The organism is Hydrotalea sandarakina (assembly GCF_003254115.1).
GTDB lineage: Bacteria > Bacteroidota > Bacteroidia > Chitinophagales > Chitinophagaceae > Hydrotalea > Hydrotalea sandarakina.
The window spans coordinates 218192-242176 of record NZ_QKZV01000002.1; the positions used below are offsets into that span (position 1 = coordinate 218192).

At 35.9% G+C, this 23985-nt stretch carries 19 protein-coding genes; 7 read left to right on the top strand and 12 right to left on the bottom strand.

What is annotated here, in order from left to right; genetic code table 11:
* The first annotated feature begins 62 nt into the window (after positions 1 to 62).
* Positions 63 to 1430, top strand: a complete 1368-nt coding sequence (tig, locus tag LX80_RS03890; RefSeq protein ID WP_111293741.1) for a trigger factor — start codon at positions 63 to 65, stop codon at positions 1428 to 1430.
* Positions 1431 to 1598: 168 nt separating this feature from the next.
* Here tig and LX80_RS03895 read toward each other — a convergent pair whose 3' ends face one another.
* Complete coding sequence (locus LX80_RS03895) at positions 1599 to 2327, bottom strand: ferredoxin--NADP reductase (RefSeq protein ID WP_111293742.1); 729 nt, start codon at positions 2325 to 2327, stop codon at positions 1599 to 1601.
* 109 nt (positions 2328 to 2436) lie between these two features.
* Positions 2437 to 6195, bottom strand: coding sequence for a S8 family serine peptidase (locus LX80_RS03900; RefSeq protein ID WP_111293743.1), 3759 nt, complete (start codon positions 6193 to 6195; stop codon positions 2437 to 2439).
* A gap of 67 nt (positions 6196 to 6262) precedes the next feature.
* Here LX80_RS03900 and LX80_RS03905 point away from each other — a divergent pair, with 67 nt between their 5' ends.
* From LX80_RS03905 to LX80_RS03915, 3 genes are all read left to right on the top strand, one after another.
* Positions 6263 to 6730 carry a hypothetical protein gene (locus LX80_RS03905; protein WP_146250366.1) on the top strand — a complete coding sequence of 156 codons (468 nt, stop codon included), beginning with the start codon at positions 6263 to 6265 and terminating at the stop codon, positions 6728 to 6730.
* Positions 6731 to 6790: 60 nt separating this feature from the next.
* A complete protein-coding gene (gene mfd, locus LX80_RS03910) occupies positions 6791 to 10198 on the top strand; it encodes a transcription-repair coupling factor (RefSeq protein ID WP_111293745.1) in 3408 nt (1135 codons plus the stop codon).
* 127 nt (positions 10199 to 10325) lie between these two features.
* Positions 10326 to 10997, top strand: coding sequence for a hypothetical protein (locus tag LX80_RS03915; protein WP_111293746.1), 672 nt, complete (start codon positions 10326 to 10328; stop codon positions 10995 to 10997).
* Positions 10998 to 11065: 68 nt separating this feature from the next.
* Here LX80_RS03915 and LX80_RS03920 read toward each other — a convergent pair whose 3' ends face one another.
* Positions 11066 to 11272 carry a hypothetical protein gene (locus tag LX80_RS03920; RefSeq protein WP_111293747.1) on the bottom strand — a complete coding sequence of 69 codons (207 nt, stop codon included), beginning with the start codon at positions 11270 to 11272 and terminating at the stop codon, positions 11066 to 11068.
* 127 nt (positions 11273 to 11399) lie between these two features.
* The gene (gyrB, locus tag LX80_RS03925) at positions 11400 to 13379 is read right to left on the bottom strand and encodes a DNA topoisomerase (ATP-hydrolyzing) subunit B (RefSeq protein ID WP_111293748.1); all 1980 of its coding nucleotides are present in this window, start codon (positions 13377 to 13379) and stop codon (positions 11400 to 11402) included.
* 224 nt (positions 13380 to 13603) lie between these two features.
* Here gyrB and LX80_RS03930 point away from each other — a divergent pair, with 224 nt between their 5' ends.
* Complete coding sequence (locus tag LX80_RS03930; RefSeq protein ID WP_111293749.1) at positions 13604 to 14527, top strand: helix-turn-helix domain-containing protein; 924 nt, start codon at positions 13604 to 13606, stop codon at positions 14525 to 14527.
* 79 nt (positions 14528 to 14606) lie between these two features.
* Here LX80_RS03930 and hemL read toward each other — a convergent pair whose 3' ends face one another.
* The 8 genes from hemL to hemA are packed head-to-tail and all read right to left on the bottom strand — an operon-like array spanning position 14607 to position 22111.
* The gene (hemL, locus tag LX80_RS03935) at positions 14607 to 15896 is read right to left on the bottom strand and encodes a glutamate-1-semialdehyde 2,1-aminomutase (RefSeq protein WP_111293750.1); all 1290 of its coding nucleotides are present in this window, start codon (positions 15894 to 15896) and stop codon (positions 14607 to 14609) included.
* 10 nt (positions 15897 to 15906) lie between these two features.
* Positions 15907 to 16206 (bottom strand): YciI family protein, encoded by a 300-nt coding sequence (locus LX80_RS03940; protein WP_111293751.1) that lies wholly within the window; start codon positions 16204 to 16206, stop codon positions 15907 to 15909.
* Positions 16207 to 16217: 11 nt separating this feature from the next.
* Positions 16218 to 17195 carry a porphobilinogen synthase gene (gene hemB, locus LX80_RS03945; RefSeq protein ID WP_111293992.1) on the bottom strand — a complete coding sequence of 326 codons (978 nt, stop codon included), beginning with the start codon at positions 17193 to 17195 and terminating at the stop codon, positions 16218 to 16220.
* 17 nt (positions 17196 to 17212) lie between these two features.
* Positions 17213 to 18202 (bottom strand): oxygen-dependent coproporphyrinogen oxidase, encoded by a 990-nt coding sequence (gene hemF / locus LX80_RS03950; RefSeq protein ID WP_111293993.1) that lies wholly within the window; start codon positions 18200 to 18202, stop codon positions 17213 to 17215.
* 17 nt (positions 18203 to 18219) lie between these two features.
* The gene (gene hemE / locus LX80_RS03955; RefSeq protein ID WP_111293752.1) at positions 18220 to 19254 is read right to left on the bottom strand and encodes a uroporphyrinogen decarboxylase; all 1035 of its coding nucleotides are present in this window, start codon (positions 19252 to 19254) and stop codon (positions 18220 to 18222) included.
* The gene (locus LX80_RS03960; RefSeq protein ID WP_111293753.1) at positions 19251 to 19970 is read right to left on the bottom strand and encodes a uroporphyrinogen-III synthase; all 720 of its coding nucleotides are present in this window, start codon (positions 19968 to 19970) and stop codon (positions 19251 to 19253) included. The genes hemE and LX80_RS03960 overlap by 4 nt, the downstream gene beginning before the upstream one ends.
* Complete coding sequence (gene hemC, locus LX80_RS03965; protein WP_245897958.1) at positions 19960 to 20877, bottom strand: hydroxymethylbilane synthase; 918 nt, start codon at positions 20875 to 20877, stop codon at positions 19960 to 19962. Before hemC ends, LX80_RS03960 begins: the two co-directional genes overlap by 11 nt.
* 13 nt (positions 20878 to 20890) lie before the next feature.
* On the bottom strand, positions 20891 to 22111 hold the full coding sequence (hemA, locus tag LX80_RS03970; protein ID WP_111293755.1) for a glutamyl-tRNA reductase: 1221 nt from the start codon (positions 22109 to 22111) through the stop codon (positions 20891 to 20893).
* Positions 22112 to 22367: 256 nt separating this feature from the next.
* Here hemA and hemH point away from each other — a divergent pair, with 256 nt between their 5' ends.
* Positions 22368 to 23417: a ferrochelatase gene (hemH, locus tag LX80_RS03975; RefSeq protein WP_111293756.1), complete on the top strand. Its 1050-nt coding sequence runs from the start codon at positions 22368 to 22370 to the stop codon at positions 23415 to 23417.
* Positions 23418 to 23434: 17 nt separating this feature from the next.
* Positions 23435 to 23980 carry a CopD family protein gene (locus LX80_RS03980; RefSeq protein WP_111293757.1) on the top strand — a complete coding sequence of 182 codons (546 nt, stop codon included), beginning with the start codon at positions 23435 to 23437 and terminating at the stop codon, positions 23978 to 23980.
* The last annotated feature ends 5 nt before the right edge of the window (positions 23981 to 23985 follow it).

A 23985-nucleotide genomic window follows, 5' to 3' on the forward strand; every position in this document is an offset into this window, starting at 1 on the left:
CAAAATTTACCAATATTCCGCTTTTTTAAGTGGATTTTTTTAATAGGAAAATAACAAGCATTATGGCAAATGTAACCCGTGAGAACCTGGGCGAATTAAACGATAAAATTATAGTTACCCTTTCTAAAGAGGACTATCTTCCCGATTTTGAAAAAAGTTTAAAAAAATACGCTAAAACAGCCAATATTCCCGGTTTCCGTAAAGGGATGATTCCGGTTGGCCTTATAAAAAAAATGTATGGCCAAAGTGTTTTTAGTGAAGAAATAATGCGCCAGGTTGAAAAATCACTGTTTGACTATTTGCAAAATGAAAAGCTTGATATTTTTGCTCAACCCTTGCCTGTTGAACAAACTACCCCTGCTTTGGATATGAATAATCCATCTGATTATTCTTTTGCTTTTGAAATTGGGTTGAAACCAAACGTGGCTATAGACGTTACAAAACTGCAAGTAAAGCAATATAAAGTGAATGTTACGGATGAGATGGTTGATCAGGAAATAGACCGCTTGCAAGTTCGCAATGGTAAAATGACTGAACCTGAAACCGTTACCGGTGATGATAATGTTTTAAACGTAAAATTTGTTGAAACTGATAAAGAAGGTAACGAAGTGGAAGGTGGAATTACCAAAGAAAATTCTTTATTGGTTAAATATTTTGCCGAAAAATTCAGAAAGAATTTAATGGGCAAAAAAGCCAATGATACGATTCATTTGCAACTGAAGAAAGCTTTTGACGATAAAGAATTAGAATTTATTTTGTCAGATTTAGGATTGGAAAAAGGTAAAAAGGAAGACGAAAACCGTTACTTTAACTTATACATTACCAAAGTAGGTTTGGTTGAACGTCCTGAATTAAATGAAGCATTTTTCGAAACCGTTTATCCGGGTAAAAACATCAAAACAATTGATGAATTTAAAGCGGCTGTAAAAAAAGAAATTGAAGGATACTATGAGGCCCAGGCGCTTAATCAAGTGCACGACCAAATTTATCACCAATTATTAGAACATACCCATTTCTCATTCCCTGAAGCATTTTTAAAGCGTTGGTTGCAGGTAAGCGGTGAAAAAGCTAAAACAACTGAAGAAGTTGAAGCCGAGTTCCCTACGTTTAAGGAACAATTAAAGTGGACACTTATTAATAATCAATTAACAGCTGATTTTAAAGTAGAAGTACTTCCGGATGATATTCGCAATTTGGCTAAACAACAATTGCTACAATACCTTGGTGGTCAATTGAATTTGGCCGATAATGAACAATGGATTGAAGATTATGCTACTCGTATGATGCAGGATAAGAAATTTGTGGAAGATAGTTATCACCGTATTGCTACCGAAAAAATGTTTACTGCAGTAGCTGAAAAAGTAAATAAAACTGAGGAAGCCATTAGCGCGGAAGAGTTTGCTGAAAAACTGCATCACCACCATCATTAATAGTTTTTTAAATCACTATTATTATATAAAAGGTTGCTTCATTCTGCAGGCAACCTTTTTTTTATTCACCTTAGGTGTAATCAAAAGCTTAGCAAACAGTAAATGAGCAATTATTTTGAGAAGCGAAAATTGGCAATTGGTTGAAATGTTTTTTCAATTTATATAAAATTATCCGTATAACTCTAAATGAATATCCTTTCTATCATATCCTAAAGCTAATATTCTTTCTTTCGCTTCATCAATCATGTTCTTCCAACCACATAAATAAAATGAAGCTGCGGTTTTATTGGTTTGTAAAAGTTGTTCATAAACTTGATGAACATATCCGGTATAATGCCCCGGTTCATGAACTTCGTGCTCTCTGGAAAAACAAACGTGGAAATGAAAATTGGGTTCAACTTTAGTCAATTCTCTCAATTCATTAAGGTATAAACCGTCCGTAAATTTTCTGCACCCAAATATTAAATGTATTTGGTGGTGTGGAATTTTGTGTTCATGTATATACCGCACCATTGAACGAAAGGGGGCAATACCGGTGCCCGTACAAATTAAGAAAATATTTTTTTCAATTTTTTCGGGTAATATAAATTTACCTAAAGGACCTCTTAATAAAAATTCAGTACCAATGCCGGCTTCATTAAATAAATAATTGGTGCCGGCACCACCTTCTAAATAAACAATAATCAATTCAAAAATATTTGTGCCATTCGGTGCTGATGCAATTGAATAACTGCGCCATCTTTTATTTTTTTGTTCATGAATGGGTAAATCTAAAGTTACAAACTGACCGGGAATGAAATCAAATTTTTCTATTTCCGGAACTTGAATAAAAAACTTTTTAGTTTGTGATGTTTCCTTTTCAATTGCTACTATAATGCCCTTTTGCCAATCTTTCATTTGCTTATTTTTTTCTAAATTTAAAATTTAGTGTTTAAATGAATGCTGTTTTTGAAAAAAAATACCCCGAATTTTCGGGGTATTGTAATGATAATGGTGAAAAATTGGTTTAGTGAATTATCAGAATTTTTTGATTATATACCTTGTCTTTTTGTTTTACCTGTAAAATATAGGTTCCGGGTGCATAACCTGCGGAGTTGTATTGTTTATTGAAAGTGCCGTTAAAGTTGCTGTATTGTTCCTGCATCATTAACTGGCCAACATCATTAAATAAAGCAATATTTAATGGTCCTGCATTGTTCATAGTAAATCTAATAGTAAAGTTACTATTGGCCGGATTAGGAGTTACCTGTAAGCCAATGGCAGATGGATTTACGTTTTGTACAGCTGTAAATACATAATTAAAGGTAGCCGAACCTCGTTGACAACCGGATGAATCGGTTACTATTACAGCATATCCGCCGGATTGTGTTGGCTTAATAGAGCGATTGGTTGCACCACCAATTGGATTATTATTGAAGTACCATTGATTGCCGGTATTACTACTGCTTACTAAGCTATCGCCTACTTGTGTAATTGTTGGGGTAGGTAAACTTGTGGCTGTAATGGCAGTACGAGCACTCATACAATCAGGTGTGCTTACCCTTATGTTGTAAAAGAAATAGTAATATGATTGCGGATTAGATGATGATGGAACACTATTGCCGGTAATCATAAATAATCCGTTTATCCCCAATGGATACGTGGTACCTGTTATGCCACTATTTCTAAATATGCTAGCACCGTTGCTGCATTGCATAATCAAGGCATAATCGCCTGCTGCAGGTACTTGTAAATTTAAATTAAATATTGCACCTGTATCGGCAGGGTTATCACTTCCCGGCAAAGTACTTGGGGGATTTGGATTAGTGGCGGCAACATTAAAGCTTACACTTTGCACAGGAATATAAGAATAGCTAGAACCATCACTGCTAACCGTAAGATTGGAAGCCAATGTAATTTGTATGGTACCGGGGTTGCCAATGTACATTTTTGCAGTTTCAATGGTAATGGGTGCATAAGCGTGGAAAGTAACATAGTTTCCTGCAAACGCATTGTAGGCACCTGTTCCATAAACCGCTTTATTGGCGGGGCCAATGGTTGCTTTACTGCCTGTTTGTAAATAATAGGTATTGTTACTGGGTATAGTTGTGGTAGAAGTGTTAGCCCCCACAGCAATGGGTGAAGTAGCAGTATCTGAACTAAACCACAAATATGTACTATTACTATTTACATTGTTTGCTTTTAAATATGCAGTACTTGAGCCACATATGGTAGCAGTACCTTGTGGGGCAGCCGGTGCATTTGAAATAGCGAGTATGGATGTTTTAGTATTGTCAGTGGTATCTTGATCAGCAACATAATTTACTTTAGCACTAATAGTATAGGTATTGCCTGCAACAGTGGTAAATGGTGTTTGAAATACATAAGTATCTGAAGCGCCTGCAGCTAAAGTTAAAGTATATAATCCACTTAAGTTAGCAACTACTGTGCTGCCATTACTAACAGTAGCATTTAATGTAAAATTGCTTGCACTTACAGTACCCTTGTTTAAAATTTGAACTGTTAAGTATTGGTTATTGGCGGCACAGTTTCCTGCAGTTGGCGAAATAATGCCGGCTAATGTTAAGTTGTTAGAGGGTGCAATAAATTGAATTCTATAATCTTGTGTTTCACCATAACCATAGTTGCCACAGGAATTAACTGTAGAGGGGTCAGTAGTTTCTACAGCTACTATACGCATTAGTGTTAGATTATTTAAAGGAAGGTTACCCGGTGTAGTAATGTTGGTATTATAGGTGCCATTATTAGGTGCAATAATAGTACCGACCAACTCGCCGGAATCTGCAAAACTGCCATTGTTATTGTAATCAATATAAATTTTCACCACTTTAGGGTTATTGGTAGCATCAGAGCTGTTCAATACAATGGTAAATGGCAATGTTTGGTTGGGTTGAATTTTACCGGTTAAATTGGTAAAGTTGCTATAAGTAGTATTAGTAGCAGTGTTTTTGTTGTTAATGCCGGCAAATGAAACACTATCAATACGGGTTCCGGTATTGTTGGTTGCACCTGATGCACAATAGGCATTACCGCCAATGCCACTAACAATTAATGAAAATGCTTGTGTTCCTCTTTGCAAGTTACCTTTATTTGTAATTGTTAAAGTATAAGTTTGACCCGGAACAGCACTATCAACTGATATTTTTTCAACATTATCTAAATAATTATCTCCCTTTGTTGCAGCGGCACTAGGATTGGCAGGATTTAAGATCCATGGTTTGTATGTGTTACTGCCATTAGTAATACGCATGTCTAAATCGTTTACTAAGCGAGGAGTTGTATTATTAACAGAATTGGAAGCTGATAAAGGCGTAATAGGTGGATCTAACCAGGTTAATGTTGCTACTAACGGCCCTTTTCCGGATGCAACAACATTCATTGTGTAAGGTACTGTGTTCGATAAAGTTCTTTCTATAATTGTATCTGATTGTTGATTGTATGAGGATGTAATTACGGATGAAGCTTTTAAAACATTCAACAATCCCCATCCAAATTGATAACTGGGACCGGCAGCAGTTCCTGCTTGATTAGCAGTGTGAATTGCCAAGCCTTTCAAAGTAGCTGAGCGCATAAAGCTGCCCGGGTGTAATTTATTGTAATACTCCTGAAGCAGATACAACGATCCAGTAGCATTGGGTGCTGCCATAGATGTACCACTTTCCGTTTGATAAGCGGTAGTAGAAGTACTCCAAGTTGAAGTAACATTTACACCATCTGCTACCACATCCGGCTTAATACGTCCGTCACTTGTAGGTCCCCATGAACTAAAGCTGCTCATTACTACATCGCTTGGATAATTATAGCCCAATGGAATACCATTAACGGCACCCACTGCTAAAATGTTTTTTGCATCTTGCGTATAAGCAATTGAGCCATAATCCGGGTTATTGGGTATGGACGTAGTTCGGTAAATTGATTTGTTACTATTGCCATTGTATAAATATTTGCTACCTACTGCCGGGCCATTTGAATTTCTGGAATTACCTGCCGACATGCTAATAAGGTAGTAAGGTGCATTGTAAGCAATTGAGTCGAACATTTGTGCACTTTGGTCATAATAACCAAAACCATATGATTTACTGGTACTGATAGTTGTATCGCCATACCAACTCCAGTTGGTACCGTCATAGTTCCATCCTGCTAAATATCCATAAGAGTGGTTAGACAATAATAAGTTGGGCGAAGCTGCCATCATTTCTGATTGGTCATTGTTATAATCGTAAGCAATTAGTTTTTGTGCATTGAAAGCCATACCTTTTGCAATGGGGTTAATACCGGTGGCAATTAATGTACCTGCCACATGTGTAGCATGGTCGCTTACAGCTGCTGAATCAGGATTAACAATTCTACCAATTAATTCCACATGATTGGGTAAAGGAGTTCCACCATCCCACATAGCTAGTTTACCAACTATGCTATTTGAAGAACCTGAAAGATTCAAATTAGAACTTCCGCCCGGCCAAAGCTGATTTGTGTTGGTGGTTGACGCAGCGGTAGTATTATTAAATGTGCTTAAATATAGTGGATTGCCCTTTTCATCAACTCCCGCCAATGAAATTACCCGGCCCGTAGGGGTAACTCTTCTGATGAACCAACCTTCCTGCCTAGCCATTTGCAAGGCCTTTTGAAAATTAGAATTTTCCATTGTGCGTATAGCTTCTGAAAGTTTTTGATATTCCTGATTGGAGCGAACATTTTGCGCCAATACACTTCCACTACACAACAATAAAAATAAAAAATAAGCAAGGTGTAATTTTTTAAACATAGTACAGTATTGTATGTGAACAGCTTAATTTTACTAAATTAGATACTTTAAACATTCAAAATGCTTTATGATTAAAAATCTTTTTGTGTTATTTTCTCTACTTTTAATTTCCTCAAGCTGTTTGTTCCAAAAAAAAGCAATATCTACAAAAAATATTAAACAAGGTGTTGCCGGAAAAGTTTTTTTAGTTGCCGGCAATCAAATGCCTGCCCCCAATGCTCCAAAACCTCAGCCTAAGCCCATTTCAACTACAATATACATTTATAAATTAACTAACCTGTCGCAGGTGGTTAGGGTAAATGAAGCACCTGTTTACCGACAAATTTTTACTTCATTTGTTGATTCTGTAATTAGCAATAAAGAGGGTTTCTTTTATAAAGCACTACCTGTGGGGAATTATTCATTATTCACTAAAGTAAACGGAATGTTTTATGCAAATGCCTATGATGACAAAAATAATATTCAGCCTGTAAATGTACAAAAGGACTCAGTTGCTCAAATTACCATTCAAATCAGTAATAATGCAGTGTATTAATTGATTCATACTTGTTTTTTTTAATTCCCTTCATTTAATTGTAAATTTGCACCCTGTTGTATGAACATAGGTGTGCTACTGAATAGTTTTATCAATACCCCCCAGGCTAAATTGCTGGTGGAAAAGCTCTCTATTGCCAGTTCCGATTATCCCAAACATAAAATTTATTTATCAGGCTTAAAAGGAAGCAGCCCCGAATGTTTCATTGCTGCTTTGTATCAGCATCCGCAATTTGATCAATACAACCATCTAATAATATTAAACGATGCAGAAGATGCAGCCTACTTTTATAATGCTATTGAAAGTTTGACCAATGCATTAGATGTATTTTATTTTCCCTCATCATTCAAATTGCGTAAAAATTTTAAGCTGTTAAATACTTCGCATGTAATGCTTCGAACTGAAATGCTTACACGCCTGTCTGCCGGAGGAAATAAAAAAATAATTGTAACCTATCCTGAAGCTTTAGCCGAAAAGGTAGTTCAATCTAAAACACTTAATCAAAACACCATTTTAATTAAAACCAATGATACCATTGCCACCGATACATTAATGGAAACCTTGGTGAGCTATGGTTTTGAGCGAAACGATTTTGTTTATGAACCCGGCCAGTTTGCGCTTCGTGGCGGTATTTTAGATATTTACTCTTTCGGTAATGAAAAACCTTATCGCATAGAATTATTTGGGAATGAAGTGGACAGTATTCGAATTTTTGATCCGGAAACCCAATTGAGTGAACGGAAAATATTGCAAGTAAGCATTATTCCAAATGTTGAAACCAACTTTAGTGAAGGTGAAAAAATTTCATTGTTTGACTTTTTAAGTAGTAATACATTAATATGGTTAAGCGATTGGGATGTTATTTTGAATAAACTGGAAGTGCAAGAAGAAGAGCTGGGACAGTTTTTAGAAAAAAATTACGATGATGCCTTGCTGTTAGAATCTGATGAAGACGAAACCAAAATTTTAAAATCGGTTGGATTAAATGACTTTACACCTTCTGCTACCATAACACGACAAATTCAACAACACAACATTATTGAATTTGGCTATGCACCTTATTTTGGAAAAACTACTATTGCTTTTCAAACAGAAGAACAACCTTCTTTTAACAGACAGTTTCCACTGTTAATGCAAAATTTAAGTAGCTACGAAGCTAACGGATATGCCATTTACATTTTCTCTGATCAAAGCAAACAACTTGAAAGGTTACATAGTATTTTTACAGATTTATCTGCCGAAATTAAATTTGTTCCGGTTCCAATCAGTATTCATAAAGGATTTATAGATCACGAACAAAAAGTGGTTTGTTACACTGATCACCAAATTTTTCAGCGTTATCATAAATACAAAATAAAACAAGCGTACAGTAAAAGTAAAGCGCTAACTATTAAAACTTTACGTGAATTGCAACCGGGCGATTTTGTTACACATATCGATCATGGTGTTGGCACTTTCAGCGGTTTACAAAAAATTGAAGTAAATGGTAAATGGCAAGAGGCGGTTAGAATTATTTACAAAGACAATGATATTTTGTACGTAAACATTAACTCGTTACACAAAATATCTAAATTCACAGGTAAAGAAGGTTCCGTTCCTAAAATCAATAAACTGGGTAGTGATGTTTGGAATAAACTAAAAGAAAAAACAAAAACAAAGGTAAAAGAACTGGCGTTTGATTTAATTAGTTTGTATGCTGAACGAAAGGCCAGACAAGGATTTCAATTCTCGCCGGATAACTACATGAACACAGAGTTAGAAGCTTCCTTTATTTATGAAGATACTCCTGATCAAAGCAAAGCTACCATGGAAGTTAAAAAAGACATGGAAAGTCCCAGCCCAATGGATAGGCTTATTTGTGGCGATGTAGGCTTTGGTAAAACGGAGGTGGCTATACGTGCTGCATTTAAATGTTGTGTTGATGGAAAACAAGCTGCCGTGTTGGTGCCCACTACAATTTTAGCATTTCAACATTATAAAACATTTAAAGAACGTTTAAAAGATTTTCCGGTTACTATCGATTTTGTAAATCGATTCAAATCAGCTAAAGAGAAAAAAGAAACTTTACAACGCGTTGCTGAAGGGAAAGTTGATATAATAATTGGTACACATGCTATTTTAGGTAAGGATGTTAAGTTTAAGGATTTGGGATTAATGATTATTGACGAAGAACAAAAATTTGGCGTAGGACATAAAGAAAAATTAAAAACACTAAAATCAAATGTTGACTGCTTAACACTAACGGCAACGCCAATACCACGTACACTTCAGTTTTCATTAATGGGGGCCAGAGATTTAAGTATCATCAATACACCACCGCCTAATCGTCAACCTATTCAAACAGAAGTGCACGTATTTAATGAAGATTTTATTCGCGATGCTATTTATTTTGAAACCGAGCGTGGCGGTCAGGTATTTTTTATACATAATCGTGTGCAAGGCTTAGCTGAAATGGCGGCACTAATACAGGCATCTTGTCCCGATTTAAGTATTGGATATGCACATGGCCAATTAGAAGGACACGAATTGGAAAAACGAATATTGGATTTTATAGATAAAAAATATGATGTTTTAGTTTGTACCAACATAGTAGAAAGCGGGGTAGATATTCCTAACGTCAATACCATTATCGTTAATAATGCGCATCATTTTGGATTGAGTGATTTGCACCAATTGCGTGGACGTGTTGGCAGAAGTAATAAAAAAGCATTTTGCTATTTATTAGCACCGCCCATGGCTACTTTACCTACCGATTCGCGAAAACGCTTACAAACCTTAGAACAATTCAGCGATTTAGGTAGCGGCTTCCAAATTGCTATGCGCGATTTAGATATTCGTGGAGCAGGTAATATGTTGGGTGGAGAGCAAAGCGGCTTTATGGCCGAAATTGGTTTTGAAATGTATCAGAAAATTTTAGATGAAGCCATGCGTGAATTAAAACGCAGTAGTTTCAAAGAATTATTTCAGGAAGAGATTTCACAACAAGATGATTTTGTAAGCGACTGTACCATTGATACAGATTTAGAAATTCTAATTCCTGATGATTATGTTGCTAATATTACCGAACGTCTTTCATTATATACTCGTCTGGATAATTGTGAAAACGAAACAGAATTAATCACCTTTAAACAAGAAATGGAAGATCGTTTTGGCCCTTTACCATCACCGGTTGTTGATTTGTTTGATACGGTTAGGGCTCGTTGGGCAGGTGTTGCCTTGGGTTTCGAAAAAATGACTTTAAAAGAAAATATACTTCGTTGTTATTTTATTAATAAGCCTGATTCGCCATATTTTGAATCTGATTTATTTAAAAATATTTTAAACTATATACAAACTGCCACTAATAAAGCCAAACTAAAACAAGCAGGTAAAAACTTTTTATTGGTTGTTGATGATATACCTTCTATGCAGGCAATGCTTCATTTTCTGCAAAAAATGCAAGCTGCTACCGTTACTGCTGTTGTGTAATTGCATATTAATTGTTTGTTGTATTATCAATTTATTAACTCCATTTATATATAAAGGCTTCCATCCATCCTTTTAGTTGCTTTTTATTTCAATAGGCCTCTACATTTTTACAATAAATTAATTCTGCATGAAAATAAAATTTACACTGCTTAGTGCTTTACTCATGTTGTTTTGCATAAGTTGTAGCACCAATAAGCCCGTTTTAAGTGCCAATGCTATCAATACAAAAGTTAAAACAATGGCTATATTACCTGTGCTTGTTCAATATACCGGAAATATGCCGCGTAATGTAACACAAGCACAATTAGATTCTGCAGCCGTAAAAACGGGTTACACATATCAACAAATTTTGTTGGCTAATTTGCAACGATATAGCCGACCCAAAAAGAAAATTACTGTAGCGCAAATACAAAGTCCGGATAAAACGAATGGATTATTAAATAGTGCCGGAATTTCTGCTGCAGCTGCATTTAATGCAGATCCGGATATGTTGTGCAAAATACTGGGTGTTGATGCTGTAATTAAAATGAATGTAACCAGTAATAGAATTATGAGTGATTTAGCTTCTATGGGTATAGGTACCGTTCGGAATCTAATTTTTTGGGGTACTAATATGGACCCTGTGGTTAGAGCAAGTGTAAGCAATAAAACTGCTGATGTGTATGCTAATTGTGTATTGGTGAAAGGTGGTGAAACCTTATGGTCTGCAAGTTATCAAAAGCCTACCAATTGGCATATTTCAGGAACTGATGTAATGTATAAAATTACCCGTAAAATGGGCAAACGTTTTCCGTTTTAGTTTTGAAAGGTTAAAAAAAGCAGCCTTTTTTTAAAAAGGCTGCTCTATTGTAAAATTTGAAATACTGTTTAAAAACCTTTTTTGGCTACGCCATCGGCTATGGCTTGTAATGCCTTTGCTTCACTTAAAATTGCAGCCATTTTGTTGCCTTTACCATCGTGCCCACTGGCCATATAACCACCTTTGGCTGTTTTGGTAATAACGGCATCGTGCATTGGAACATTTTTTTCTTTTGTTTTTAAGCAATATGCTTTAATCATTTTTGATGTGTCCATTGTTTTGTGTTTTTGTATTCTCTGTTAAGAGAATGAATGAATGAATATTTTTTCATTATTGCAAGTAACAATTCATTCAATGAAAAGCTACCGGTTTGCAATATAGTTTAAAATTTGGTATTTATTGTTAAGCATCAATGCGGGCATAACGTGCATGCGTTTCAATAAATTCTCTTCTCGGTGCTACTTCATCGCCCATTAACATGCTAAATATTCTATCAGCCTCCGCTGCACTTTCAATTGTTACTTTTTTTAATGTACGACGACTGGGGTCCATAGTGGTTTCCCAAAGTTGTTCTGCATTCATTTCACCTAAACCTTTGTAACGTTGAATAGTAACACTGTCCTCTTTTCCGGCTCCCAATTTTTCAATTAATGCTTTGCGTTGTTCTTCTGTATAAGCATAAGCTTGTTCTTTCCCTTTTTTAACAAGGTATAAAGGGGGTTGTGCAATATAAACATAACCATGTTCTACTAATTCTTTCATGTAACGGTACACAAAAGTTAGAATAAGGGTAGCAATGTGTGAACCATCTACGTCAGCATCCGTCATGATGATTAATTTATGATACCGCAGTTTCGATAAGTTTAATTGTTTTGGATCATCGGGAGTGCCAACGGTAACACCCAAAGCCGTGTACATATTTCTTATCTCTTCATTTTCATAAATTTTGTGTTCCATGGCTTTTTCCACATTCAAAATTTTACCCCTTAATGGTAAAATAGCCTGGTAACTTCTATCGCGGCCTTGTTTGGCAGTTCCTCCGGCTGAATCGCCCTCAACCAAAAAAAGTTCACACTTTTCCGGATCTCTTTCTGAACAATCTGCTAATTTACCCGGAAGCCCACCGCCACTTAAAACAGTTTTGCGTTGAACTAAATCTCGTGCTTTTTTAGCTGCCACCCTTGCTTGTGCGGCTAAAATTATTTTTGAAATAACGTTTTTGGCTTCTTTTGGATTTTCTTCCAGGTAGGCTTGTAAAGCTTTAGAAACAGTGGTTTGTACAATACCTGAGGCCTCTGTGTTTCCTAATTTTGTTTTTGTTTGGCCTTCAAATTGTGGGTCAGGAATTTTAACGGAAACAATGGCACTTAATCCTTCTCTAAAATCATCGCCTTCAACTTCAACTTTTGCTTTTTCAAACAACCCCTCTTTATCTCCATAACTCTTAAATACTCGGGTTAGTGCTTGTCTAAATCCGGTAACATGTGTACCACCTTCAATTGTATTAATATTGTTTACATACGAAAAAATATGTTCTTTGAAATCATTGTTATAGGTCATTGCTACTTCAACGGCAATGTTAGTAGCTTCGTCGTGGCCTTCAAAATAAAGGGTTTTGGCAATTAGTGGAGTTCTTTTGCCAATTTCGTCTAACATTTCAACAAATTCAACTATGCCACCTTCGCTGTAAAATGTTTTGCTATAAGTAGTTCCGTCTTCATTTTTCTCACGTAAATCATTTAATGTAATATGTATTTTTTTATTCAAAAAAGCTAATTCACGCAAGCGGCTTTCTAAAATTTCACGTCTATAAACTGTTTCCTGAAAAATGGTGTTATCAGGCCAAAAATGAATTAAAGTACCTGTTTTGTCACTTACGCCAATTTCTCTTACAGCATATTGGGGAACCCCAATTTTATATTCTTGTTCAAATATTTTTCCTTCGCGCTGTACAGTAACAATTAATTTTGAACTGAGTGCATTTACACAACTTACCCCTACACCATGTAAACCACCGGATACTTTATATGTATTTTTATCAAATTTACCACCGGCATGCAGTACCGTCATTACTACCTCTAACGCACTGCGTTTTTCTTTGCTGTGCATGGCAGTGGGAATTCCGCGACCATCATCTTTAACACTTATAGAATTATCTTCATGAATAGTTACTTCTATATTTTTGCAATAACCGGCTAATGCTTCGTCAATTGAGTTATCTACAACTTCATAAACAAGATGGTGTAAGCCTTTAATGCCAATATCGCCAATATACATGGCGGGTCTTTTCCTTACGGCTTCTAAACCTTCTAATACCTGAATACTATCTGCTCCGTAATTTTTATTTTGGGCTTCTGCTAAACTTTGCTGTGTTTCACTCATAAATTAAGAATAGTTTTTATAATTTTTCAACTATACGATAGTCGGCGAAGATAATGAATTTGATGCCTAAAATTGCATATTTTACAGGTATTTATCCACTATTTTCATGCACTTTTTAACCCTTTAAAAGTGCCATTTTAACAGCTTTTCAGCCAATTTTGAAATATGGTGTTTTACAGTATTGTGACTTAATTTTTTAGGCTTCAACTTAATTTTGCCTTAATATGATACAGGCATTAGAAATTTTAAAAGAAGCACACAAAAATGGTATTGAACCCGGTATGAATTTGCTGTATCAGAAATCGCAGCACATTCCTGATTCTATTCAATATATTATTCGAAGATATAATGCGCAGCAAAGTTTAGCCACGGAAGACACCGGGATGTTGGTTTATCATTATGATGCTTCCAGCCCGGAAAAACAGTATTTAGAATTGCGTTTTTGTACCGTTGGTAACCGTTACTGTTCTGAAAAAAGTTGTGCCAATTGCCAACAATTACCTACTGAAAATTGTGATGGGAATATTCATACACTCGATGTGTTTAATTTCCATTTTTCATCTACTTTCTTGCATCAATTTACACATAATGTAAAATTAAGTAATAAAAAAGATGAGGTATTGGCATTTAAACACCCACAACCATTTACTAAAGTATTCCCAATTTGCCCGAAGAAGCGTAGTATTTTAAACAGCTTATTAAACCATTCTTACAATGGTGTTTTGGAGAATATTTTTGTGAATGCAAAGATTCATGAGTTATTGTTATTTAGTTTAGATTGTTTGGTAGAAGAAAAAGAGGAAGGATTTGTTTGTAAATTTTTAGCAGATGATAGGGGCAAGGAACAAATTTATAAAGCCCGCGATTTATTGCTGCAACACATTGGCGAACCTATTACTATTAAAGAATTAAGCCGAAAAGTAGCCATGAATGAATGCTACTTGAAAAAAGGTTTTAAAGAGGTGTTTGGTACTACCATTTTCGATTTTTACCAACAACAACGCATGGAACATGCCAAGTATTTGTTGTATGAAAAAGGGCTGAGCGTTACCGATGTTTCAGCATTGTTGGGATATTCTTCCATATCGCATTTTTCTGCTGCATTTAAAAAACATACCGGTTTAAAACCTTGCGATTTGTTGAAATAATTCCTAAAATATTTTAACACTTAATAAAAAGGCAACTGTCACTAACGTAGTTGCCTTTTCGTTGTAGTATGTAAATGCTTTATAAAATCTCTTGCAAACTTTCTTTACTTGCTGCTATTGTTTTGTCTAAATCGGCATAGGTAAGTGCATTATTCAAAAACCAACTTTCAAATGGTGATGGGGGTAAATAAATACCGCGCTTCAACATGGCATGAAAATATTTTTTAAATAAATCGTTATTGGCAGCGGCAGCAGTTTCAAAATTAGTTACAGGTTTATTGCTAAAATGTACACTAATCATAGAACCCAATCGGTTAATGGTATATGGGGTTTTTGATGCTGCAAATACTTCATCCAATCCTTTGTGTAAATAAGTAGTCTTATCATCCAGCTCTTTATATATGGCAGGGTTATTTTTTAATTCAGTTAATAAGGTAAATCCTGCAATCATGGCAATGGGGTTACCGCTCAAAGTGCCGGCCTGATAAACATTACCTAATGGCGCAATATGTTGCATGATTTCTTTTTTGCCGCCAAACGCACCAACAGGCATACCTGCACCAATAACTTTACCATAGGTAATTAAATCTGCGTCAATTGATAAACGTTGCTGTGCTCCACCGGCGGCTAATCTAAAACCGGTCATTACCTCGTCAAAAATTAAAACAATGTTATGCTGTGTACAAATTTTACGTAGCCCTTCTAAAAATCCTTGTTCCGGCAAAATGCAGCCCATATTCCCGGCAACCGGTTCAACTATGATAGCTGCAATTTCATTGGGATGAGCGGCTACTAATTTTTCAACAGCATTTAAGTCGTTGTAAGCACAAGTCAATGTATCATCACTCACAGCAGCTGGTATTCCCGGCACGGTTTGAATGTTGAATGTTGCTACGCCACTGCCTGCTTTTACCAAAAATGCATCGGCATGTCCATGATAACAACCTTCAAATTTTATGAATTTGTTTTTGCCGGTATAGCCTCTTGCTAATCGTAATGCGCTCATACAAGCCTCGGTTCCACTGCTCACCATTCTTATTAAATCAACATTAGGTACCATGCTGATAATTAATTCTGCCATTTCAATTTCAAGTTGTGTAGGTGCACCGAATGAAGTTGAAAAAGCAGCTTTCTCCTGAATAGCTTTTATTACCGGTTCATAGGCATGACCAAGAATCATGGGCCCCCATGACGCAATGTAATCTATGTAGGCATTTCCATCTTCATCATACAAATATGCCCCTTTGGCTTTTTGAATGAAAATGGGATTGCCGCCCACACTTTTAAATGCACGAACAGGTGAGTTAACACCACCCGGAATACTTTTTTGTGCGCGTTGAAATAATTGCTCACTATTCTTAATATGCATATGATAAAATTTATGAGTGGTAGTTATCTAACATTGCAGTAAAAGCTTTCACGGCTTTGGTAGGTTTAAATTCAATAATGCTGAATTCTGACAAGTTGTTGGTAAAGAAAGGGTCTTCTGCCATAATGGTTTCTATTTCTTTTTTACTTTCAGCCATTGCCAAAATAATTCCGCCGGTTCTTGGCTCTTTTCTTCCTGAAGCAATGAATTTTCCTAATTGATAATACTTTTCCAAAAATGCCACATGTGCTTCCATGTGATTGTCAATTGCTTGTACAGGTGCTTTGTAGGTTATATTAATGATAAACATGGCTTTATGAATTATTGATTTAATAATAAAACTGCTTGTTTAGCAAAATAGGTAGCAATTAAATCGGCGCCCGCACGTTTAATGGAAGTTAAACTTTCAATAATAGCTTTATTTTCGTCAAGCCAACCACGTTCTGCTGCCGCTTTAATCATGGCATATTCACCACTTACATGGTAGGCACTAACGGGAACTGTTACTGCATTTTTTACTTCACGAATAATATCTAAATAAGCCATGGCAGGTTTAACCATAACAATGTCTGCTCCTTCTTCCACATCTTGTAGTGTTTCATTAATTGCTTCTATACGGTTGGCATAATTCATTTGATAGGTTTTTTTATCGCCAAAGCCCGGAGCACTGTCTAATGCATCTCTAAATGGTCCATAAAAACAGGAAGCATATTTTGCGCTGTAGCTCATAATGCCTGTTTTGGTAAAGCCGCTTTCTTCCAAAGCTTCTCTTATTGCACCAATTCTTCCATCCATCATATCGCTTGGTGCAACCATATCGGCACCTGCAACTGCATGGCTTACACTCATTTTAATTAATGCATCAACTGTTTCATCGTTTACAATTTCCCCATCTTTAACAATACCATCATGGCCATAAATGGAATAAGGATCGAGAGCAACATCTGTCATTACAAACATTTCCGGTACCGATTCCTTTATGGCTTTTATGCTTCTTTGCATTAAACCATTTGGGTTCCAGGCTTCTTTACCCTCATTATCCTTTGTTTCATCTAATGCTTTCACAAAAAGCAGTACACTTTTAATGCCCAGATTATAGAGTTCTTTTACCTCATTAACGGTAATATCGAGACTATTCCTAAAATACCCGGGCATGGAAGGAATGGGGGTTTTTTCATTGTGGCCTTCTTGTATAAATAAAGGAGCAATAAAATCATTGGGTGTTAAAACGGTTTCGGCTACCAAACTTCTAATTGCAGCTGATTTCCGTAAAATTCTGTTTCGTTTTTGTAAATACATAAAATCGTATTTAAAGGTTAACATTGGTTCGTTTTCTTTGCCCATTCTTCTTCACTAACGGAAGTGGGTTGTTGTATGTTGAGCCAATCAATTGGCTGTAAGCATACCGCTAATAAATTTGCTTCGGCAGAGCCGGGTTGGGGTTGATAGTTGTAATCAAACCTAACGGTAGGCGGCAGGCTCATTAAAATACTTTCAGTTCTTCCGTTGGTTTTTAATCCAAATATGGTGCCGCGGTCATGTAACAAATTAAATTCAACATAGCGACCACGTCTTATTTCTTGCCAATACTTATGTTCAGGAGAAAAGTGGGTGTTTTTTCTTTTTTCTACTATTGGTATGTACGCTTTTATAAAGGCTTCACCACAAGCTTTGGCAAAGTTTAACCAAAATTGTTCATTTTTTTCTTCAGTGGGGCGTTGGTGGTCATAAAAAATTCCGCCAATACCCCTCCGTTCATTTTGCCGATGTGTGTTTACAAAATAGTTATCGCAATTTATTTTGAATGATTGATAAAAGGAATCATCAAACTGGTCACATGCGGTTTTATGAGTGTTATGAAAATGTATTGCATCCTCTGGAAATAAGTAGTAGGGTGTAAGATCTGTGCCCCCGCCAAACCATCTATCTACTACGCTGTTGTTTTTGTATAATTCAAAATAGCGATAATTACAGTGTATTGTAGGAACAAATGGATTAAATGGATGAATAACCAAACTTAAACCGCAAGCAAACCATTCATCACCATCCATTTGTAATTGTTTGCGCATAGCATCGGTTATGTTACCATAAACTACAGAAGTGTTTACACCACCTTTTTCAAACACATTTCCATTGGCAATTATTCTTGTTTTTCCACCACCGCCTGTTCCATCGGGTTTGCGCTGCCATTCATCTTGCATGAATTTAGCTTTGCCGTCAGCTAACTCTAATGCACGGCAAATAGTGTCTTGCAAATTGTGAATAAAATCAATCCACTCATTTTTAAAATTGTTATTGCTACTCATGTGCAAAGCATTAAACATTAATTAGGCTGCCATTCTTTTACGGTATCAACAAAAGCTTTGGCATGGTCAACCGGTACATTCGGTAAAATGCCATGTCCTAAGTTGGCAATATGATGTTGGCCACCAAATGCTTGTAACATATTCTTCACTTCTTTCTTTATTTCCGGAATAGGTGATAAAAGTTTTGCGGGATCGAAATTGCCTTGAAGGGTAATTTTTTCTCCTGCTAATTTTCTTGCCATGTTGGGTGGCGTACACCAATCAATACCCAAAGCTGCAGCACCGGTGTTTGCCATTTCAGTTAAGCTATACCATGCACCTTTTGCAAATAAAATAACGGGTGCAATGGGTTGTATGGCTTTTACAATTTGTTCCAAATAGGGTAGTGAGTAGGTTTCGAAATCAGCTTTGCTTAATAATCCGCCCCAGCTATCAAATACTTGAACCGTATCGGCACCGGCTGCAATTTGTTGTTGTAAGTAGGCAATGGTGGTATCGGTAATCATTTGTAAAAGTTGGTGTGCCAGTTGTGGTTGTTGGTAGCAAAAGGCTTTTGCTTCATCAAATGTTTTTGAACCTTTTCCTTGTACCATATAGCACAACAATGTCCAGGGCGCTCCGGCAAAACCAATTAAAGGTACTCGTCCATTAAGTTCTTTCTTAATTAACTCAATGGCTTTAAATACATAGCCTAATGATTCATGTACATCGGGTATATGTATTCTTTGTAAATCATTACTAGTTTGAATGGGGTTGGGTAATATAGGTCCTTTGCTTTCAATTAATTGTACTTCAAGTCCCATTGCTTGTGGTACAACTAAAATATCCGAGAATAAAATAGCCGCATCAACGCCAATAATATCAACAGGTTGTAAAGTAATTTCACAAGCTAATTCCGGTGTTTGGCAGCGTTCAAAAAAACCGTACTTTCTTCGCAATTCCATGTATTCAGGTAAATATCTACCTGCTTGTCGCATCATCCAAACAGGCACTCTTTCAGTTTTTTCACCTCGTAATGTTCTTAGAATTAAATCGTTTTTTATTACACTCATGTATTAATGTTAATAGGTTTAAAATAGTTTAATACCACATCAATCATTTGTTCTTTACCGGGCCATTCGCTGGTAATAATTTTATTTTGAACATAGGTTTGAATGGTGGCAGCGGTAGTTTTTCCAATAGCAAATAAAACCGTTGATAACGGTATGGTATTTACGGAGAAGAAACTATGTACTGCACTGGGGCTAAAAAATACAATGCCTTGATAATTTTTTGAGGTTTCAACCGGTGTTTGAATGGTTTTATATACCACCACTTGTTGCGTTGGAAAGCCATTAACGGCTAAGGTTTCAGGCAGTTCATCCATGCGTTGATCGCCACAAAAAAATACTAGCTGATTTTCCGGTTTGTGTTCAATAATTTTTTCTGCAAGTAACCCTGCACTTTTTGCACTTGCTTTAAAATGTTTTTCGCCAAAAAATTGTAACACTTTCTCTTTTGTAACTCCACCTAAACAAAAAATATCCCATTTGGGCACATGATTTAAGCGAGCCGTAACTGCATCAACTGCATTCATGCTAGTAAAAATGGCCGTAATTTTTTTTTGTGCCAGGTCGTTAATGGTATTTGAAATGTCCTCATCGGCTAAGGGGATGGTTTCAATAAAAGGTATAGTATCAATGCTTATACCTCTGTTAAATGCATTCGTAACCAAAAGTGTGTCTAATGGCCGCGTACATAAAACCTGTATCGTATTATTATTTTGCATTTTTAATAGATTCTATCAACATTTTAGCATCGGTTAGTAATAATTCATTGGCAGCCTCAACCCCTAAATTTTTTGCCAAATTAATTGCTGCACGTTTTTCAATGTTGTATTGAAGTTTACCATCGGTACCGGTAATATTTCCTTTAAAAATCACTTCCTTGTCTGTACATGTTGCTAAAGCACTAATAGGTGTGGAACATCCACCCATTAATGTTTGTAAAAAATCGCGTTCAATTTTTGTGCAAAGTTCAGTAGGTGCATCATTAATTGCATGAATCATTTGGTAGGTAGCAATATCTTCTTCCCTGCAAACAACCACAATTGCACCTTGAGCCGGAGCAGGTAGCATCCAGGTTAAGTCTATGGATTTTTCGGGCCTTAAATTAATTCTTTCCAAGCCTGCAGCCGCAAATATGGCGCCATGCCATTCACTGTTAGCCACTTTTTGTAAACGTGTATTTACATTACCTCTTAAATTTTCAATAGTATGGTTTGGGTAACGGTGCAGCCATTGTGCTTTTCGGCGTATGCTGCTGGTAGCTATAACTGCGGATGATTGTGTGTTTTCTAAAAAATTTGTATCATTTTTATAAACGAGAATATCATTAAAAGAAGCACGGGGTAATACGGCGGCTTGTACAATACCTTTTGCTAATTGCGTAGGTACATCTTTCATAGAATGAACAGCAATGTCAATTTTTTTACTTAATAATGCTGCATCTAAAGTTTTTGTAAAAACACCCTGTACACCAAGTGCATACAGTGGTGTAACTAAATCAATATCGCCATCGCTTTTAATATAATGTAATTCACTTTTAACCTGGTGTTGTGCCAATAATGTTTGAACCAGTGTAGCTTGCCATACGGCTAATTGGCTTTCTCTGGTTCCAATTTTAATAATTGCCATGATGTAAATAAAATCAATTACTGCTAATGGTAATAAAATCATTGATGGCTTCTATAAAATTGCAGCCCGGTTGATACTGGGTTCGCAATTTTACTGCCATATTCTTTACTGCTTTTTGTACTGCTTCATCCGTAGAAGTTTGATGTTGTTTTGTTGCATACACTGCATGAAACATTTCGCAGTTGTTCATGTCCTCTAATTTCTTCTTTACGGCTTTAATTACCGGTACAAATTTTCTACTATCTAACCATTCCATAAACTCTGCCTCAAATTCCTGAATTATGGCAAGTGCTTTGGGCACTTCAGCTTGGCGCATTTGTAAAGTTGCATCATTAATTTTAGCAAGATCATCAACGTTTACTAATGCTATATGCGATAACTGAGCAGTATTAGGATCAATATTGTTTGGAATAGATAAGTCAATCAGAATTTTTTTGCCTGAGTGTTCAAAGTTTTCTTTATAAAGAATGGGTGTTTCTGAATTAGTAGCCACAATAATAACATCGGCTTTGTCAACTAAAGAAGGAAGGTGATGAAAGTTGGCAGTACCAATACCTAACTCATTTGCTAACTCAATGGCTTTTTCATTGGTACGATTGATGAGGGTAATATTGGTAGTATTTAAATAATCAATTAAATTTTTACAAGTGTTTTTGCCAATTTTTCCTGTACCAATCAACAAAATATTTTTATTGGGAATATCTTGAAGGTGCTCTTTTAAATATTGTATAGCAGCAAATGAAACAGATACAGTTCCGCCACTTAATGCCGTTTGATTTTTAATGGTTTTGGATGATTGTAATACCGTATTGAAAAGTCTTTCTAAAAATGAACCTACAAAGCCTTTTTCTTTGGCAAATTTTACAGCCAGTTTCATTTGGCCAACAATTTCATAGTCGCCTAAAATTTGAGAGTCTAACCCGGCGCTCACTGTAAAAATGTGGTGAATAGCTTCTTTACCTTGTTTGATGTAGCAGCGTTCCATAAAAAGGGCTTCACTGCCAATGGTTTCACTACAAAGCAAGTGAATTAAGTCTTCCGGTTGTTGAGCTATGCCGTATATTTCTGTACGATTGCAAGTGCTTAAAATTACCAGTTCTTTTATAGCGTAATCAACTGCTTTTTGCAAAATAGCGGCATATTGTTCTGTGCTAATGGCAAACTGCCCTCTAACGGAAGCATCATTTTTTTTGTAGTTAATGCCTATTGCAAAAAAGTTGGAAAGATTCATCATCTGTTGTTCTTAAATATTGGTCTAAATACTTACGCAAAAGTATCTCGGATAGATGGCAGAAATGTATGACTTAAGTCATGTCTTTGTCATTTAATTGTCATTTTACTTGTTTCTTTCCTCATTTCAGGTTTTACTGCCCCTTTTTAAGGTTTTTTCAAACCAAATAAAAAATGTTTTGTTGATTGCCCTAAATGTTATTGGGTTCTATAGTTGAAAACAATTTTTGAAATAATACATTTGCCAATATTAAAATAGTATGGAAGCAAAAAAAAGAGGTGTTATATTAATGAATTTGGGTTCGCCCGATTCAACTTCAGTAAGCGATGTTAAGAAATATTTGAAAGAATTTTTAATGGATGAAAGGGTGATTGATATGCCCTATTTATCTCGATTTTTATTAATTAACGGAATTATAGTTCCTTTTCGTGCACCCAAGTCGGCTGAGGCTTATAAAACTATTTGGACTAAAGAAGGCTCACCACTCATTGTTTTAACCCATCAATTACAACAGGCTGTTCAGCAAACTGTACATGTGCCGGTAACCATTGCCATGCGTTACGGGAATCCAACACCCGAAGCGGCATATCAGGCTTTATTGCAACAAAGCCCCGATATTGAAGAGGTACTTTTATTTCCTTTATACCCGCATTACGCCATGAGTAGTTATGAAACTGCGGTAGAATATATGAAGGAAGTACATCGGAAAAATGGCTATACATTTCAATTACAAACCATTCAACCTTATTATAATCATCCCGAATACATTCAGGCATTAGCTTCCAGCATTCAACCCTATTTACAATTAGACTATGATCATATACTTTTTAGCTATCATGGTGTTCCGGAAAGACATATTCGTAAAAGCGATACAACGGGATGCCATTGCCTGAAAGTAGATAATTGTTGTAATGTGCCTTCTGAAGCACATAAAACATGCTATCGGCATCAGGTTTTTGAAACTACCCGATTGGTAACAAAGGCTTTGCAAATACCTGAAAATAAATATAGCGTTGCTTTTCAGTCGCGTCTGGGAAAAGGATGGTTGCAGCCTTTTACGGATAAACAGTTAGAAGTTTTTCCTAAAAGGGGAATTAAAAAGTTGCTGGTATTATGTCCTGCATTTGTAAGTGATTGTTTAGAAACATTAGAGGAAATTGCAGAGCGGGGCAAAGAAACATTTTTACAAGCGGGTGGTGAAAGTTACACCACTATTCCTTGCTTAAATGTTCACCCAATGTGGGTATCTGTTATAAGTAAATGGATTAACCAATTTAACCAAGGCGATACTGAAATGTTGTTGCATTAAAACGTATCTTTAATTCCATGTATTTATACTTAAAAGCTGCTCATATTATTTTTGTGGTTACCTGGTTTGCCGGTCTTTTTTATATGCCCAGGTTATTTATATATGCCACTGAAGCCGGTGAAAAACCTGAAATGGAACGTATTATTTTGCGCAAACAATTTGAAATAATGATGCGCCGATTGTGGTATGGAATTACCTGGCCATCTGCCATAATAACCTTAATATTAGGCATTAGTGTATTAATTTCAAGTAACTATTACAGTGTAATTTTTTTACCCGAAGGAAGATGGCTGCTTATTAAATTAATTTTTGTTGTTTTATTGTATGCTTATCATTTTTCATTACAAAAAATTGTTAATCAGGAATTAAAAGGTATTTATGCATACACTTCGCAGCAATTGCGAATTTGGAATGAAGTGGCCACTCTTTTTTTGTTTGCCATAGTTTTTTTGGCAACCGTAAAACAAAGCATTAGTTTATTGTGGGGTTTTGTTGCATTGATAGCCTTGTTGATAGTGTTGTTGACTGCAATTAAAATTTATAAACTATTGCGTAAAAATTAAATTTT